14 protein-coding genes are annotated in these 18,044 nt (G+C 39.3%); 6 read left to right on the top strand and 8 right to left on the bottom strand.

The features are described 5' to 3' along the window. Positions 1-53 precede the first annotated feature (53 nt). Together QSH13_RS03055 and QSH13_RS03050 are read right to left on the bottom strand one after the other, a co-directional pair. Complete coding sequence (locus QSH13_RS03055; protein WP_286038815.1) at positions 54-1,511, bottom strand: DUF2867 domain-containing protein; 1,458 nt, start codon at positions 1,509-1,511, stop codon at positions 54-56. A gap of 52 nt (positions 1,512-1,563) precedes the next feature. Beyond that, positions 1,564-2,466, bottom strand: coding sequence for a LysO family transporter (locus QSH13_RS03050; protein ID WP_109398047.1), 903 nt, complete (start codon positions 2,464-2,466; stop codon positions 1,564-1,566). Between the two features lie 342 nt (positions 2,467-2,808). Between QSH13_RS03050 and QSH13_RS03045 the strand changes: the two genes are divergently transcribed. The 3 genes from QSH13_RS03045 (at position 2,809) to macB (ending at position 7,675) form a co-directional block, all read left to right on the top strand. Continuing rightward, entirely contained in the window at positions 2,809-4,485 is a 1,677-nt protein-coding gene (locus QSH13_RS03045; RefSeq protein WP_109398046.1) for an ATP-dependent nuclease, read from the top strand. Between the two features lie 134 nt (positions 4,486-4,619). Beyond that, on the top strand, positions 4,620-5,729 hold the full coding sequence (gene macA, locus QSH13_RS03040; RefSeq protein WP_185901895.1) for a macrolide transporter subunit MacA: 1,110 nt from the start codon (positions 4,620-4,622) through the stop codon (positions 5,727-5,729). Continuing rightward, the gene (gene macB, locus QSH13_RS03035; protein ID WP_196544426.1) at positions 5,729-7,675 is read left to right on the top strand and encodes a macrolide ABC transporter ATP-binding protein/permease MacB; all 1,947 of its coding nucleotides are present in this window, start codon (positions 5,729-5,731) and stop codon (positions 7,673-7,675) included. The genes macA and macB overlap by 1 nt, the downstream gene beginning before the upstream one ends. 139 nt (positions 7,676-7,814) lie before the next feature. Here the strand turns inward: macB and cspD are convergent, their stop codons facing one another. Beyond that, positions 7,815-8,024 carry a cold shock domain-containing protein CspD gene (gene cspD, locus QSH13_RS03030; protein WP_023581298.1) on the bottom strand — a complete coding sequence of 70 codons (210 nt, stop codon included), beginning with the start codon at positions 8,022-8,024 and terminating at the stop codon, positions 7,815-7,817. A 288-nt stretch (positions 8,025-8,312) separates the two neighbouring features. Between cspD and clpS the strand changes: the two genes are divergently transcribed. After that, a complete protein-coding gene (gene clpS / locus QSH13_RS03025; RefSeq protein WP_109398043.1) occupies positions 8,313-8,627 on the top strand; it encodes an ATP-dependent Clp protease adapter ClpS in 315 nt (104 codons plus the stop codon). A 30-nt stretch (positions 8,628-8,657) separates the two neighbouring features. Further along, positions 8,658-10,940, top strand: coding sequence for an ATP-dependent Clp protease ATP-binding subunit ClpA (gene clpA, locus QSH13_RS03020; RefSeq protein ID WP_196544427.1), 2,283 nt, complete (start codon positions 8,658-8,660; stop codon positions 10,938-10,940). A 123-nt stretch (positions 10,941-11,063) separates the two neighbouring features. Here clpA and infA read toward each other — a convergent pair whose 3' ends face one another. The 5 genes from infA to trxB all read right to left on the bottom strand — a co-directional run bounded on the left by infA (position 11,064) and on the right by trxB (position 16,940). Beyond that, positions 11,064-11,282: a translation initiation factor IF-1 gene (infA, locus tag QSH13_RS03015; RefSeq protein ID WP_004244560.1), complete on the bottom strand. Its 219-nt coding sequence runs from the start codon at positions 11,280-11,282 to the stop codon at positions 11,064-11,066. Between the two features lie 340 nt (positions 11,283-11,622). Beyond that, positions 11,623-12,315: a leucyl/phenylalanyl-tRNA--protein transferase gene (aat, locus tag QSH13_RS03010; protein ID WP_109398041.1), complete on the bottom strand. Its 693-nt coding sequence runs from the start codon at positions 12,313-12,315 to the stop codon at positions 11,623-11,625. 1 nt (position 12,316) lies between these two features. Then, complete coding sequence (cydC, locus tag QSH13_RS03005) at positions 12,317-14,068, bottom strand: heme ABC transporter ATP-binding protein/permease CydC (RefSeq protein ID WP_109398040.1); 1,752 nt, start codon at positions 14,066-14,068, stop codon at positions 12,317-12,319. Between the two features lie 2 nt (positions 14,069-14,070). After that, positions 14,071-15,840, bottom strand: coding sequence for a heme ABC transporter permease/ATP-binding protein CydD (gene cydD, locus QSH13_RS03000; RefSeq protein ID WP_196544429.1), 1,770 nt, complete (start codon positions 15,838-15,840; stop codon positions 14,071-14,073). A gap of 140 nt (positions 15,841-15,980) precedes the next feature. Continuing rightward, on the bottom strand, positions 15,981-16,940 hold the full coding sequence (trxB, locus tag QSH13_RS02995; RefSeq protein WP_286038814.1) for a thioredoxin-disulfide reductase: 960 nt from the start codon (positions 16,938-16,940) through the stop codon (positions 15,981-15,983). Between the two features lie 545 nt (positions 16,941-17,485). Between trxB and lrp the strand changes: the two genes are divergently transcribed. Next, complete coding sequence (gene lrp, locus QSH13_RS02990) at positions 17,486-17,980, top strand: leucine-responsive transcriptional regulator Lrp (protein WP_004244566.1); 495 nt, start codon at positions 17,486-17,488, stop codon at positions 17,978-17,980. Positions 17,981-18,044 lie beyond the last annotated feature (64 nt).

The raw sequence follows: 18,044 nt of genomic DNA, 5'->3' as shown, positions 1-18,044 counted from the left end.
CAACTAAAACTGCATAATAAAGTGGTTTCTTTATATAAAAATGGGTAATTTAGCTATTTTTTCTCATTGTTAGATGAATTTTTATCCAGTTCGTAAGCGTTAATACTTATTGTTTTAGCCATACCTTTGAAAATAAATAAATGCGCAGGCATCATGGCAAACCAATAAAGCAATCCACTAAATCCTGCTGGGTGCCACCAAGCACGAACATCTATTGAACGAAGATTACCACTGTCGTGGATCGTGAAAGAGAGTCTACCTAAACCGGGTGCTTTCATTCCAAATAACAGTGTGAGCTGTTTTTCAGGCTCAAGTTTGATCACACGCCAACCATCAATCATATCGCCAAGTTCTAATGTTTCTCTAGAAGGGCGTCCGTAAGTGACTTTATTTCCTGCGATATCATCCATAATGGCGCGTATTTTCCATAACGTATTACCATAAAAATAGCCTTGTTCTCCGCCGATTTGTTGCACTGTATGCCAAAGTGATGTTGCACTTGCCGGGGTGGATACTGTGTAACCTGCATTTTTAGGGTAATAACCATAGCCTGGTTTCCAACGACTACGAACTGCAGAAGAGTAACCCCAATCTTGGTTATCTAAAGCGGCGGCTTCATCAGCCAGTGTTTCTTTTACTGCATCATCAAATTTAATTAGGGTTTGAGGAATAAGTTTACGTAATGGTTCATCATTGGCTGGGAGATCGTATTTAAGCCCTTGGATCAGCTCTTTAGCAATAGAGGTTGGCACCGATGTGATCATACTGATAAAGCCGGCAGAAATAAGACTGCCGGGCATCGGTAGCGGGATTAATACGCGTTTTTTACCTGAGATTTTAATAAAGCACTCAAAAAGGGTTTGATAGCTAATATATTCAGGACCACCGGCATCAAAAATACGGTGTTGATGAGTGGGGTGATGAATTATTTCAGTTAAATAGTGAATTAAATTTTTGAGTGCAATAGGGGAAGATTTAGAACGAACCCAACGTGGTGGTGTAAGAATAGGAAGGTTGTAAACCATATCACGCATAATCTCAAAGGCAGCAGAGCCTGGCCCGACAATCATTGAGGTGCGAATTTCGGTCACGGGAATAGTGCTGGTTCTTAACACTTCTCCTGTTAGTTTTCGGGCAATAAGATGAGGTGAATATTGTTGGTCTTTATGTTGTAACGCACTTAAGAAGATAATTTGTTTAACATTACTGCCTTCTAATGCTTCCACAACATTGATTGCCGCTTTACGCTCTTGCTCAATTAAATTATGTGCATCGCTCATGCTATGAACAAGGTAATAAACAATATCAGTATCATGCATGACTTTGGTTAAGGTTTCAGGATCATATAAATCGACAAAGATACAGCGTGTATTTTCCCAACCTTGAGACATCATCCAGTCTACTCGACGGGCACCAGCAGTGACCTGATGACCTTGCTCTATCAAAGCAGGAATAAGATTTTGACCAATGTGCCCACTTGCACCAAGTACTAATACACGCTGTTGATTCATGGTTAATCCATTGTAAAAAGAGAACGTTATGGTTCTATTGTTACTGATTTTTCTATGAAGTAAAGAACGCCATCAAGATTGGTGTGATTAAACTTAAAACAAATCCATGCACAATAGCCGCAGGAACGATGGCAACACCGCCACTTCTTTGTAAAACAGGTAAAGTAAAGTCCATAGATGTTGAGCCACAAATTCCTAATGCCGTATTTCTGTAACGGTTAACTATAATCGGAATAAGCATGATTGCTGCTAATTCACGCATTAAATCATTGAAAAAGGCGGTGCTACCAATAACGGGGCCAAATGCATCAGTTAGTACAATACCCGATAATGAATACCAACCATAACCAGATGCAATAGCTAATCCCATTTTCATCGGTAACCCCAGTAAGTAAGCGGCTAAGGCACCACCAGCAAGTGCGCTAATGCCCATAACGACGGCAACGGTTGTTCCACGACGGTTGATAAGAATTTGCTTTGGGCTCATTCCGCTATTACGTAATTGTAATCCGACTAACCAAAGTAAGAAGATAAGCGCACCTTGGCTGGCATGAGAAGCATAATGGAAAATTGACCAACCGGTTAAACCGACAAAGAAGCCCACGACAACAACGCCACATAATTGCAGTGATTCAAGTACCATTTTTATGCGTGAAGGGGGCTTGGACTGCTTATGAGCAGGGACGTGCCAAGGATCTTTCTTATCCAGTAGCCATAAAAATAGTAAATTGGCGCCAAAGGTACATAAAAAGAAAACACTGGCATAAGAAAGAATAGAAACTAAGTTTTCACCAATATTATCTAGCATGGCTAAACTAACGCCCATTAGAAATAGGATAACGTAAACCATCGCGCTAAGCAGGCGGTTTGCCAGATGAAGTAATGGGCGATTGTTTAACTTAATCAAATATCCTACAAAAAGCGGAAGTAGGATAATCAATAACCCTGATAGCATTTCTATTCCTTACTGAGTGTGCTCAAATTATAAAGTAAACTAATAATGTAAATCGGATTATAACATTTACTTATGATGTTGTGGATACAGAAATTAAGATAAGTCTAAAATATTTATTAGGGGTAACGAGCCTATCACGTTTAGATGTAAGAGGCTTTAATTGATTGAAAAGTGAACGAAATGGGTATATATCGAATAGTTGAGTAAATTTTATTACGGCTATCTTGAACTGTGATTTAATGAAAACATCCATTAAGTGAAATTATTAGCTGATTAAGCATAAAATAAAGATAGGAAGAATAAAATAAAACCATAGCTTAGTCGTAACTAACGAGGGAATTTATGTATTTAGAAAGAGTGGAAATAGTTGGATTCCGTGGACTTAATCGTCTTTCATTACCTCTTGATATGAATACAGTCTTAGTGGGTGAAAATGCGTGGGGTAAAAGCTCATTACTTGATGCGTTAACACTCAGTTTGGGAATTGAAACCTATCAATATGCATTTACACCCGAGGATTTCCATCGTTTGCCGAATGAGCCAGAAGAAAATGGCAAAAAAAGTCTACAAATTATTTTAACCTTTACCGAATCTCGCCCTGGACGTCATCGCTCTTATCGTTTTCATAAATTAGCGCCTGTATGGGTTGAAAATGGTGATGAACTAAAACATATCTATTACCGTATCAGTGCTGAATTAGATGAACAAAAGAATGTAAAAACATTCCGCTATTTTCTTGATAAAGAAGGAAAGCAAATTCGCTTACCTAATGGACAAACTCAAGAAATTATTGCAGAGATAGTTAGGCTCTATCCTGTTCTTCGCTTACAAGATGCACGTTTTGTGCGTGATCTTGCTTCTGACGTTATCGATCCCCATAATAATCCTCATCGAGAAGCGTTTAATAATAAAATGAGTGAGTTAACCAAAGCGTTAGTCAAAAATCCTGATGAGTTGTCAGATGATGATTTACGTGAAGGCCTTGATGCAATGCAACAACTATTAGGGCACTATTTTGCAGATCACGGTTCGTTGTTGTTTAAATCTCGCCCTCGTCATCGCAAAGTTAACGAGCCTCACGTGCGTGGTTGGCACGCTTTAGAAAATATCAATAAAGTGTTGGCAAAACCTAATCAAAGAAGTATTCGATTAATTATCTTGGGGATGTTCTCTTCTATCTTACAGTCTCGTGGTAGTGCCGCGTTAGATCCTTATGCAAGACCTATTGTCATCGTTGAAAATCCAGAAACGCGTTTACATCCTATTATGCTTTCGGTGGCTTGGGGATTACTCAATCTTTTCTCATTACAACGGATCACAACGACAAACTCAGGTGAATTACTGTCACTCGCTCCATTAGAGAGTGTGTGCCGTTTAGTACGTGATACCGATAAAGTTGCTGCTTATCGTGTTGGGGAGCAGCAACTACATTCTGATGAAGAGCGACGTATCTCCTTTCATATTCGTTATAACCGACCCTCGGCATTATTTGCGCGTTGTTGGTTATTAGTTGAAGGTGAAACAGAGATTTGGTTAATGAACGAATTGGCAAGGCAATGTAATTATTTCTTTGAAGCAGAAGGTATAAAAGTCATTGAATTTGCGCAATGTGGACTTAAGCCATTATTAAAGTATGCAACCTATATGGGGATAGAATGGCATACTTTAGTGGATGGTGATGAAGCGGGTAAGAAATATGCTGCTACCGTTAAAGATTTTGCGTTAAAAAGTAATGATGCAGAGCGCGATAGATTAACGAAGCTTCCGGCATTAGATATGGAACACTTCTTATACAAAGAAGGCTTTCGTAATGTATATCATGATGTAGCCGGTGTGCCAGATAATGAAAAATGGCCGACTCGACGCGTGATCATTAAAGCTATTCAACGTTCATCCAAGCCAGACCTTGCACTAACGGTGGCTAATAATGCGGCTCAACGTGGTATAGATTCCATCCCTTCCATACTGAAAAGTATGTTCTCTCGTGTTGCATGGCTTGCTAGAGGCAAGGCGAATTAGTTTGAATTCGTTACACTTGTGTCAGTAAGATAAATTAACGAGATTTACACTTATTTTATTTAGCTATGAGAATAACTCTCATAGCTAAAGCGTTGTATGGTTTATTATATCTTTATGTTTAAAAAGGAAAAAGCATGGCTTTTTTATCTTTAAAAAAGCGAGGGAGAATACTCACCCTTATTTTAATTTTTGTAGCAATTGCGACATACTTTTTTTGGCCAAAAGAGAAGGCACCGATATATCAAACGCAACAGATCACACGAGGTGATTTGTCAAAAGAAGTGACCGCAACAGGTAAGCTTGATGCTGTACGTAAAGTTGATGTGGGGGCACAAGTCAGTGGTCAGTTACAGTCGCTTCTAGTAAAAGAGGGGGATGTGGTTAAAAAAGGGGATTTGCTCGCGATTATCGATCCTAAAAAAGCGCAAAATGACGTCACTGAATCTCAAGAAACAGATAATGAGCTTAAAGCCAATCTTCAGCAAGCACAGGCTGAATTGCGTTTAGCACAATTAACTTATCAGCGACAATTAAAGCTTATTGGTACTCATGCTATTGCGCAAGATGAACTTGATCGCACTAAAACCGATGTTGAAGTAAAAAAAGCACGGATCATCACTTATCAAGCTCAAATTAAAAAGAACCAAGCTACGTTAGATACAGCAAAAACGAATCTGCAATATACACGAATAACAGCTCCTATGGATGGAGTCGTGACGTTTATTAAAACGCTTGAAGGTCAAACCGTAATTGCAGCACAAGAGGCACCGACTATTTTAACTTTAGCCGATTTAGATACGATGTTGGTAAAAGCGGAAGTCTCTGAAGCCGATGTTATCTATTTAAAACCTGATCTTAGTGCTTCTTTTACAGTGTTAGGTGCACCAGATAAAGCCTTTAGCGGTAAATTAAAAGATATTTTGCCGACCCCTGAAAAAATTAATGATGCTATTTTCTACTATGCTCGTTTTGAAGTCCCTAATGAACAGCATTTATTACGTTTGCAAATGACCGCTCAGGTTAAAATTCTTATCGAAAATAAGAAAAATGTGCTTCTCGTTCCGCTTTCTGTATTAGGTGATAATGCAGGTATTAATGAATATTATGTAGATGTATTGGTTAATGGTCAGCCAGAAAAACGTACAGTCAAAATAGGTATGCGCACTGATGTTTATGCCGAAGTTCTTAGCGGATTGAAAGAAAACGATCAGGTTATTCTAGGTGAAACATCAGGAGAAGCATGATGCCTGCATTATTAGAGCTCAATGAGGTGAGTCGTCTATATACTAATGGCGAGGAAGAAACCGTTGTTCTTAATAAAATCTCATTAACAATTAATGCTGGTGAAATGGTAGCGATTATTGGGGCTTCTGGCTCCGGTAAATCAACTTTAATGAATATCTTAGGCTGTTTAGATAAACCAAGTAGCGGTGAATATAAAGTTGGTGGTCAAAGTGTTGCGAAAATGGATGGCGATCAACTTGCGGCATTACGGCGTGAGCATTTTGGTTTTATCTTCCAGCGCTATCATTTAATGTCTCATTTAAGTGCAGAACAGAATGTTGAAATTCCTGCAATTTATGCAGATAAAAATGCTACTCAACGAAAAGAAAGGGCTCGCGAATTATTAACACGTTTAGGATTAGGTGATCGTATTGATTATCGCCCTAATCAACTTTCTGGCGGTCAACAACAGCGTGTAAGTATCGCAAGAGCATTAATGAATGGCGGTGAAGTCATTCTTGCTGATGAGCCCACAGGCGCGTTGGATAGCCATTCGGGTAAAGAGGTGATGTCTATTCTTAAGCAATTAAATGAACAAGGGCATACGGTTATTATCGTAACTCATGATCCTTTAATTGCGGCACAAGCTGAGCGAATTATAGAAATAAAAGATGGTGAAATCATTAATGATAACTGTCATCAAATAACTGTAAATAAAGTTAAAAAAGAGACAACAACTGTTTTAGCTTCTTCTTATTTAGGGCAAATACTCGGGCGTTTTACACAAGCATTAGATATGGCCTGGCGTGCAATGGTTGTGAATAAAGTACGCACTTTGCTAACGATGCTCGGTATTATTATTGGTATAGCCTCTGTCGTCTCGATTATTGTGATTGGTGATGCAGCTAAAAGCATGGTGCTGGCTGATATAAAAGCGATTGGCTCTAATACGATTGATATCTATCCCGGGAAAGATTTCGGGAGCGACTCACCAGAAGATAGACAATCATTAACGCTACAAGATGTTTTTGCTTTAAAACAACAATCTTATGTACAAGCTGTTACACCACAAGTTCAATTTAGTACACGATTACGCCGTGGAAACCAAGATTCGCCTGCATCTGTTGCGGGGGTTAGTGATGATTATTTCACTGTATATGCGATGACATTTTCACAAGGTCGCTCATTTACACCTGATATGATCCAACGACAAGCTCAAGTTGTTGTTATTGATGAAAATACCCGTCAGCGATTCTTTCCTAATAAAAAAGAGGTTATTGGTGAGCAAATCATTATTCGTAATATTCCCTCTACGATTGTTGGTGTCATTGCTGAGAAAAAATCAGCTTTTGGCAATGGTCAATCGCTCAAAGTATGGGTACCTTACAGCACACTAAATAGCCGCATCTTAAATCGAAGTTATCTTGATAGTATTACAGTAAGAGCAATTGACGGTTATGACGCTAGCATTGCAGAACAACAAATTCTCCGCTTATTAACGATTAGGCATGGTAAAAAAGATATTTTCACTTATAACCTTGATAGCTTTATTAAGGCAGCTGAAAGTACCACCCAAACAATGCAACTGTTTCTCACTTTTGTGGCTGTTATTTCATTAATCGTGGGGGGAATTGGTGTAATGAATATTATGCTGGTTTCAGTGACTGAAAGAACGCGAGAAATTGGTATTAGAATGGCGGTTGGTGCCAGAGCTAGTGATGTGATGCAACAATTCCTTATAGAATCTGTATTGGTTTGTCTAGTAGGTGGATTACTGGGAATAGGCCTTTCATTTGGTATTGCCATGGTGGCAAGTGTTATGTTGCCTGATTGGCATTTCGTCTTTCAGCCCATTGCATTAGTGAGTGCTTTTATTTGCTCGACTGTTATTGGCGTTATTTTTGGCTTTTTACCAGCAAGAAATGCTGCAAAAATGAATCCAATAGACGCTCTTGCGAGAGAGTAAATCAAACTATAAGATAAAAGCCCTTAAGATATAAAGGGCTTTTATTTGAATGAATTAGGCTTTCTGTTTAACTAAAAATAACCAGTTATTGTGATTAAAAGGTATTTTTATTGGGGTTATCTATACTGTAAATTACCTTCTATTCGATAATAGGAATGATAAGATCAGCATGGTCACCTTTAGGCCCTTTTATTGTGCTATAATTGACTTTCTGCCCCGCTTTAAGAGTGCGGTAACCTTCCATTCTGATTGTTGAATAGTGGGCAAAAATATCATCGCCACCTTTTGCTGGGGTAATAAAACCAAACCCCTTAGCATTATTGAACCACTTTACTGTACCTGTCTCCATACTTAGCTTCTCTCATATACTTGTATTTATTTGTTTAACATCACTTTCAGTATATTTACTGAGCTGTTCATAAAACATACTCTATTTTATTGTTTCAATCGTCAAGGGGGGAAGGGGATAGAAAGTGTTTCGAGTAGATGAAATTTTGATGTAGCTAACGCTTTGTAATTTTTTGAATGCAAAAAGAAGGAATAAAAAAGCGTTGATAGGCAGACTTTCCTGTGAGATGGTAAACTAAATGTCATAATTGAAAGTGACGTTTAACAAAACTATGAGTAATGCAAAACAATGGGTCAGTTTGATTTTTTAACAGAAACCACGTTAGGGGAAGATGTTCATCAGAAAAATGAGCCACCATCAATGTATAAGGTGATCTTGAATAATGATGATTACACCCCCATGGATTTTGTTGTAGAAGTGCTTACGATGTATTTTTTCCTTAGCGAGGAAAAAGCAACACAAATTATGTTGGACGTTCATCATAAAGGGAAAGGAGTTTGTGGGGTTTATAGTGCGGATGTTGCCGAAACAAAAGTGGCTCAAGTTAATCTGTACGCGAGAGAAAACGAATATCCACTTTTGTGCACTCTTGAACAGGCATGATCCGGTTAGTTTTTTAAGGAGGAGGTGCTTATGCTTAATCACGAATTAGAGCTGAGTCTTAATGTTGCATTCGCGAAAGCCCGTGATAACAGACACGAATTTATGACTGTAGAGCACCTGTTGTTGGCGCTATTAAGTAATAAATCGGCACGCGAAGCATTGGAAGCTTGTAAAGTCGATCTGGCAGTCTTACGCGAAGAACTTGAAGTCTTTATTCGTAAAACAACCCCAATTCTGCCTGAAAATGTGGACAGAGAAACACAGCCAACGCTGAGTTTTCAGCGTGTATTACAGCGCGCTGTTTTTCATGTTCAATCATCAGGTAAAAATGAAGTCTCTGGCGCTAATGTGCTGGTGGCTATTTTTAGTGAACAAGAGTCTCACGCAGCTTACTTATTACGTAAACACGATGTTAGTCGCCTCGATGTCGTTAACTTTATTTCTCATGGCATTTCAAAAGAAGATCAACCAAACGAAGATCTTTCTGATATGAACGCTCAATCTCAGCAAGAGATGCCTCAAGGCGACGATCATATGGATAATTTTACCACTAACCTTAATCAGTTAGCGCGCCAAGGTAAAATAGATCCTCTAATTGGGCGTCAAGCTGAATTAGAAAGAACAATCCAAGTGTTATGCCGCCGTCGCAAGAATAATCCATTATTAGTGGGTGAGTCTGGTGTCGGTAAAACGGCTATCGCCGAAGGGCTTGCATGGCGTATTGAGCAAGGTGATGTGCCTGATGTGATGAAAGGTTACACCATTTACTCACTCGATATTGGTTCTCTATTAGCGGGCACAAAATATCGTGGTGATTTCGAAAAACGGTTTAAAGCATTACTGAAAACACTCGAAAAAGATGAAAAAAGTATCTTATTTATTGATGAGATCCACACCATTATTGGTGCAGGCGCTGCATCGGGTGGGCAAGTTGATGCGGCAAATTTAATTAAGCCATTGCTATCTGGTGGCCGAATTCGAGTTATAGGCTCTACGACCTATCAAGAATTTAGCAATATCTTTGAAAAAGACAGAGCGCTGGCACGTCGTTTCCAAAAAATTGATGTGACTGAACCATCTCCAGATGAGACAGTTTTGATCATCAAAGGATTACGCCAGAAATACGAAGCGCACCATGACGTCCGTTATACTAATAAAGCTATTCAGGCTGCGGTGGACTTATCGGTTAAATACATCACCGATAGACATCTACCTGACAAAGCTATCGATGTTATCGATGAAGCTGGTGCAAAAACACGTTTAATTGCACCAAGCAAACGTAAAAAAACCATTAATGTCTCAGATATTGAGTCGGTCGTGGCTAAAATTGCACGTATTCCTGAAAAAACAGTTTCTAGTAGCGATAAATCGATGCTGAAAAATCTCGATAACCAATTAAAAATGTTGGTGTTCGGTCAGGATCAAGCAATCCATGCCTTATCTGAATCGATTAAGATGAGTCGCGCAGGATTAAGTCAAGATAATAAACCTGTAGGGTCGTTCTTATTTGCTGGCCCTACTGGGGTAGGTAAAACGGAAGTCACCGTTCAGTTAGCAAAAGCATTGAATGTTAAACTGCTTCGCTTTGATATGTCCGAGTATATGGAAAGACATACGGTCAGTCGTTTAATTGGTGCTCCTCCTGGTTATGTTGGTTTTGATCAAGGTGGATTATTAACAGACGCTGTCATTAAAAACCCATATTCCGTTGTGTTACTTGATGAAATTGAGAAAGCGCATCCTGATGTATTCAATATCCTGTTACAGGTTATGGATAACGGTACATTAACGGATAACAATGGTCGTAAAGCCGATTTTCGTAATGTCATTTTAGTGATGACAACCAATGCTGGTGTGCGGGAAACGCAACGTAAATCGATTGGGTTTACAGAGCAAGATAACAGCACTGATGCGATGGTCGAAATCAAAAAAGCGTTCTCACCAGAGTTTCGTAACCGTTTGGATAGTATTATTTGGTTTAATGCATTATCACCAGAAATTATCTCTATGGTTGTGGATAAATTTATTGTTGAACTACAAGTGCAGTTAGATGATAAAGGTGTATCGCTAGAAGTTAGCCAAGAAGCACGCCAATGGTTGTGTGATAAAGGTTATGACAGCGCGATGGGAGCAAGGCCAATGGCGCGTGTTATTCAAGACAACTTGAAAAAACCATTAGCTAATGAGATTTTATTTGGTTCTCTTGTCAATGGTGGTTCAGTTTCTGTGACACTTGATAAGCTGGCTGGCAAATTGAATTATGAGTTTATTAGCCAAGAAAAACTGGCTAAGAATGAAGACACCGTTATCTAAAGATAGCGGTTAATCTTACTAAGCTATAAAAGCATACACCACAGGTGAGCATCGATAAATGCCTTGCCTGTGGTGTTTTTTTTCACCCGTTATATGACAATAGCGGGAGAGAACAGATTGGGATCAACGGCTACGGAAGATGATACGGCCTTTGCTCAGGTCATATGGGGTCAGCTCAACGGTAACCTTGTCGCCTGTCAGGATACGAATATAGTTTTTACGCATTTTTCCTGAGATATGAGCGGTAACGACGTGTCCGTTTTCTAATTCTACGCGGAACATCGTGTTTGGCAGAGTATCCAGTACAGTGCCTTGCATTTCAATGTTGTCTTCTTTGGCCATCTAATCCTCTAAGTTTTAATAACCATATTTTTTAAACGGCAAGATAATGCCGAAAATATTGTCCTATGTAAAGGAATGTTATTGGATAGCAATGGTGTTCACCTTGCTATTGTACTTAACATCCTTACCGCAACTTGCGTTTTACTTTGTGAAATAAAAAGTAATAACAGAAGTCGTAATTCTTTGTTTTGTGGTATTTGTAGCAATAAAATAGCAACACCCCAACCACATAATGGGTGTGCAAGATAAAATTTTTGTATAAACCTTTTTGTATAAATAACAGAATGATCTTCTCGATTCTGTCTTAAATTAAGAAGGGCTTTACAAAAACAAGCAGTGATTATAATTCCAACGATTGCTGATACCAACACTTTTTATCAATAATCACTTTTTTCCAACGAGATAACGCAACTAAATAATGTTCACGTGAAATCTCAGAGGCACCTAACGAAGCAGTATGAGAGTTTAGCACCTGACAATCAAATAGTTGACCCCCATAACGAAGAAAATGGTTATAAAAAGCAATAAAGGCACATTTAGAAGCGTTATCTCTACGACTAAACATAGATTCTCCACAAAAAACGGCACCTATATTTACACCATATAATCCTCCAACGAGTTTATCACCCTCCCAAACCTCAACAGAGTGTGCCTCGCCTTGTTGATGAAGCGCTTCATATCCTGCTTTTATATCAGGACCTATCCACGTTCCTTCTTCACGTACAGAACAAGCCTCAATAACTGAAGCAAAGGCATGATTTAACGTAATTTTGTAAGGTTGTCGCCGAATAAATTTACGTAAACTGCGCCCAATATGCAAATCACCCGCGGGTAAAACCGCTCTTGGATCGGGTGACCACCATAATGGTTCTTCATTAGGAAAATACCAAGGAAAAATACCCGATTGATATGCAACACGTAATCTTGAAAGGGAGACTTCTCCCCCTATTGCTAATAAACCATTAGGCTCTTTTAAAGCTAAATGAGGCTCTGGAAAATCCAAATCACTATCATCTAATTGAAACAATGGCATATTATGCCTCGTGAGTTGGTGTTAATAGAGCCTGTCTTTGATGAAATTTAGCATAATGCCCTTGTTGCTGTAACAACGAAGCATGAGTGCCTGTTTCAACGATTTGTCCGCCATCCATAACGCAGATTTTATCCATTTTATCTAAACCGTGAAGTCTGTGGGTGATCATTAATACGGTCTTACCTTGGCAATGCTGATGTAAGAGCGCTAGGATCTGCTGTTCTGTATCGGCATCAAGGCCTTCTGTTGGCTCATCAAGCAATACAAGCGGTGCATTGTGGAGTAGCGCTCTTGCAAGTCCTAAACGTCGCTGTTCGCCGCCAGAGAGCTGTCTACCACCATCACCCATCCATGCGTTTAAGCCTTCATCATTTTCAAGTAGTTGCCCAAGGCCAACTTGTTGAAGAACATCTTTAAGCTCTTCATCTGTTGCTTGTTCTTTTGCCATCAATAGATTTTCTCTTAATGTGTGACTAAAGACATGAACGCGTTGAGGGACAACTGACATCATTGAACGTAATGTCGTTTCATCGTACTCAGCAATAGGCAAGTTATTTAAGTTGATAGTGCCGTGAGTCGGATCAAAAGCCCGATTGATCAACTGCAATAATGTCGATTTACCACATCCTGTTTTCCCTAATAAGGCAATGTGTTGTCCCGCTTCAATCGTTAAATCAACGTGATTGATAACTTGCATTGGTTGGGTTGGATAAGTAAAACAAATATTGTGCATTGTCAGTGTGGCACGATTGTCTGTTTCTCCCCCTTTTTCAGGAAAGGTGACATCAGGTTTTTGCTCAATTAAATGAGAAATACGTGTTGCTGATGTCATTACTTGTCCTAAATGCTGGAAAGCGACAGTAACAGGGGCTAAAGACTCAAATGCTGCCAATGCGCAGAATGTAAATAAGGCAATTAACGCTTCTGGCATAAAATTGTTGTCGATACCACCAGCCGCCAACCATAAAATTAATGTTGCAGTTAGGCCTGATGCAAGGATCATGAGTGCTTGCGATAAGCCAGTTAAGTTTGCCTGTTGTGCTTGTCTATGTAGCCATTTAGCTTCAAGTTGTGCCAAATTTTGTCTAAAACGAGGCAGTGCACCAAAAACAGTTAATTCAGCTTGTCCTTGCAACATGCTGGTTAATACTGTGCGATATTGGCCTCGTAAGTCGGTGAGATCACGTCCAATTGGTTTACCTGCATAGTAGAATATGAAAGGCAAAACAATCAGCAAGGTAAGCATAATACCACCTAGCGTATTGGCTAAACGTGCATCGATTAACCCAAGGCCAAACATTATTGTCATAATGACAACAAAAGCGGCAATGATAGGGGAAATAACGCGAATATAAAGATGATCTAGCGTTTCAACATCAGCAACTAAGCGGTTCAGTAACTCACCTTGGCGAAAACGTGCAATTCCGCCTGGTGAAAGAGGGAGGATTTTTTTAAAGGTGAATACACGTAGGTGCGACAATACGCGAAACGTTGCATCATGGCTAACAAGCCTTTCAAAATAACGACCCGCTGTACGAAAAATTGCAGCACCTCGTACACCTGCGGCTGGTAGCATGTAGTTAAAACTATAAATTCCTGCAAAGCCTGCAAGAGATGTTCCTGCTAAAAACCAACCTGATAGTGTCAAAAGACCAATACTTGCTAGCAAAGTAAAAATAGCAAGGGCTATACCTAGCAATAACATAAACCAGTGACGACGATAGAGTGCGAGAAAAGGAAGCAATACTCTCATGATTAAAGTTCCTCTTTACGATGAGCAAGAAGGCGAGCAAAAGTGCCATTCTGTTGGCTTAACGATGCATAAGTGCCAGTTTCAATAATTTGACCTTTTTCCATCACCCAAATTTGGTCGTAATCCAAAGTCTCTTCGAGTAGATGAGTAATAAGCAAGGTTGTTTGATTTAATGAGGCGTTATTAAGCGCATACATCACGCGTTGTTCACTATGAGAATCAAGGCTTGCTGCTGGTTCATCTAATAACAAAAATTGACAAGGTGACAACAAAGCACGAGCAACAGCAATACGCTGAGCTTGGCCAACAGAAAGGCGAGCAGCACTATCGCCAATAATCGTATTTAAGCCGTCAGGTAACTCATTAATAAAATCGCTAACATACGCTTTTTCAATGGCAAGGTTAATTTGTTCATCGCTGGCATTAGGATTGCTTAAGCGAATATTATCTAGCAAGGTTTGTTCTGGTAAATTAGGATTTTGACCAACCCAACTTAAACATTGACGCCATGCTTCTGGCGAGAGTTGTGTCAATTCAACCCCATTTACTTTTAATGAGCCACGATAAGGTAAAAAACCGAGTAGCGCATTTAATAGCGAGCTTTTGCCTGCACCACTTAGACCCACAATCGCAATTCGCTGATGGGGAGTTATGGTGAAGTTTAATGGCCCCGCAAGTTTGACTCCTTGATGAGATAGAATTTCTAGTTCATGAGCTATTATTTCAATACTTTCTGTTGTATTGATACGCTCATTGCCTGTGAATTGTGGTTTTTCACCTTTGGTTTCTAAAAATTCAACTAGAGACTCAGCAGCGCCAACGGCTTGTGCTTTGGCATGATAGTAAGTTCCTAAGTCTCGCAAAGGTTGAAAAAACTCAGGGGCTAAGATCAGCGCTAAAAAGCCAGAGAAAAGTGTAACACCTAAACCATAACTACCGAAATTAAGTTCACCTAAGTAAGAAAAACCAAAGTAAACAGCTACAACAGCAATAGAAATTGCGGTAAAGAATTCCAATACGCCTGATGAAAGGAATGCCATTCTTAGCACTTCCATTGTACGTTTGCGGAAATCTTCAGTTGCTTCGGTAATCTGTTTAACTTCTGCATTACCACGGTTAAATAACCGCAAGGTATCTAACCCTCTTAATCTATCGAGGAAGTTACCACTTAAACGGCCTAATGCGAGAAAGTTTCTACGGTTAGCATCTGCTGCGCCTAATCCAACTAATGCCATAAATAGCGGGATCAGTGGTGCGGTAAAAAAAAGAATTAATCCAGCAACCCAGTTAACTGGGAAAAGGGTGATAAGGATAAGAATAGGCACAATAGTGGCAAGATACATCTGTGGAAGATAACGAGCATAGTAATCTTGCATATCTTCTATTTGTTCTAAAATAATTGTAGCCCAGCTCCCCGCAGGTTTGCCTTTAACCCAAACGGGACCAAGTTCTTCAAGTCGATCAAGAACGATCTTACGAATTTGTTGCCTGACAGCCATACCGCAGCGATAACCAACACGTTCTCGTATCGCCATGATGATGGCACGTAATATAAAAATGCCAATAAGAGTGAGAAAGGTAGGTATATGCGTATCACGGCTCAGACTGTCCATGATAAACGCTTGAAGTAAAACAGCTAATAACCATGCTTGGGCAATAATTAATAAACCGCTTACAACACCTAGGATCATTGATAGCCGTAGCCATCGACGGGCTGGAGCACTTTGCTGTTTCAGCCATCGAACCAATTCATTTTGTTTAGTTTTATCCATAAGAAAAGATTCAAATCTGCAGGTGAGATACAAAGTATCAGAAAGGCCAAGGTAAGTAGTTATACGCGTTGGCAACCAGCCTAGTATGTTACATGGTAAAAGGCGCTACTGAAATAGCGCCTTGAAAGGAAGTGATGATTTTAGTTGGATTTTAGTGCGTCTAAGTAACGTTCTGCATCTAAAGCAGCCATACAACCTGTTCCTGCAGAGGTAATTGCTTGACGATAAATGTGATCCATTACGTCACCTGCCGCGAACACCCCTTCAATAGAAGTTTGTGTTGCATTACCTTGAGTACCTGATTGCACTTTGATGTAACCATTGTCTAATTCTAATTGGCCATCAAAAATAGTGGTATTAGGGCTATGTCCAATAGCGATAAAGACACCCATAACATCTAATTCTTCGGTTTTATCACTCTTAGTATCTTTTAAGCGAACTTTCGTTACACCCATTTCATCGCCAAGAACTTCGTCTAAGGTACGATCAGTATGCAAAATAATATTGCCATTGTTTACTTTGTCCATTAGACGGTTAATTAAGATCTTTTCAGAACGGAAAGAGTCACGGCGGTGGATCAGATGAACTTCAGATGCGATATTCGCTAAATAAAGAGCCTCTTCCACAGCGGTATTTCCGCCACCGACAACAGCGACTTTCTGGTTACGATAGAAAAATCCGTCACATGTTGCACAAGCAGAAACACCTCTGCCTTTAAAAGATTCTTCTGAAGGTAAACCGATATAGCGAGCAGAAGCACCTGTTGCGATAATTAATGCATCACAAGTGTACTCTTGTTCATCACCAAATAGGCGAAATGGACGGTTTTTCAGATCGACTTTATTAATATGGTCAGAGATAATCTCTGTATTAAATTTTTCGGCGTGCTGAAACATGCGGTCCATTAATCCAGGACCTGTTAGCCCTTCTGGGTCTCCGGGCCAGTTTTCGACTTCTGTTGTCGTTGTCAGTTGACCGCCTTTTTCAACACCCGTAATCAGTACTGGTTCTAAGTTTGCTCTTGCAGCATAAACGGCGGCGGTATAACCCGCAGGGCCAGAACCTAAAATAATAAGTTTGCTATGTTTGATGGTGCTCATGTATACCTCATCTCTGATTAGGCGTGATGCGAATTGAGGGATTGTAGGAGAAATAAGACGTTAAAAAAAGCCAATGACGAGAAATAGACATAATATTTTAGCTATTTTAGCAATAGTTAATACTAATATAGTTTAATAATTATAGAGTTATATTACGCTAACATCATCGAATTAATATGAAACATTTTGCTTTACAATTGATGTTTATCTTGCGTATATAGAGAATAAACATAGCGCCTTGTTCTGATTTTTACTCATTTACTTTGACAATCCGCTGTACATTTGCGAAAACATGATTGTTAAAGACAATTATCCTCGGATGTTATACGTATTATTTTTTAGACAGACAGGGTGTGGGATAGTTACTTTGTGATATTTGCTAATGAGTATTTGGATAAAATAGAATTTTTATCTGGCATTAAAAGAAAATAGATTGGTAGTTTGCTCTGACCGTTTGATACCGAAGTTTCGACATTGATGCTGAAGGTGTACAGGTATGGGTATAGGAAAATAAAGTAAGAGAAAAAGAGAAAGAGAGTATAGAGATGATTGATAATAAAAAACGTCCGGGTAAAGATCTTGATAGAATAGACCGGAATATTCTAAATGAGCTTCAAAAAGATGGACGTATTTCAAACGTTGAGTTATCTAAACGTGTAGGTTTATCACCAACACCTTGTTTAGAGCGTGTACGTCGTTTAGAGCGCCAAGGATTTATTTCTGGTTATACAGCACTGTTAAACCCACATTACTTAGATGCATCATTACTGGTATTCGTGGAAATCACATTAAACCGTGGTGCACCAGATGTTTTCGAACAATTCAATATGGCTGTTCAAAAACTTGAAGAAATCCAAGAATGCCATTTAGTTTCTGGTGATTTTGACTATCTGTTGAAAACTCGTGTACCTGATATGTCCGCTTATCGTAAATTACTCGGTGAAACACTGTTACGTCTTCCTGGTGTTAATGACACACGTACATACGTGGTTATGGAAGAAGTGAAACAAAGTAACCGCCTTGTAATTAAAACTCGCTAAGCCAACTTAATAGGTTGGTGCAAAGCAGGAAAAAGTTAGGTACACTCCTGTTTATGCATACAGT

This window comes from Proteus faecis (assembly GCF_030286765.1).
Lineage (GTDB): Bacteria > Pseudomonadota > Gammaproteobacteria > Enterobacterales > Enterobacteriaceae > Proteus > Proteus faecis.
This window is presented reverse-complemented; position numbering and strand designations above follow the sequence as displayed.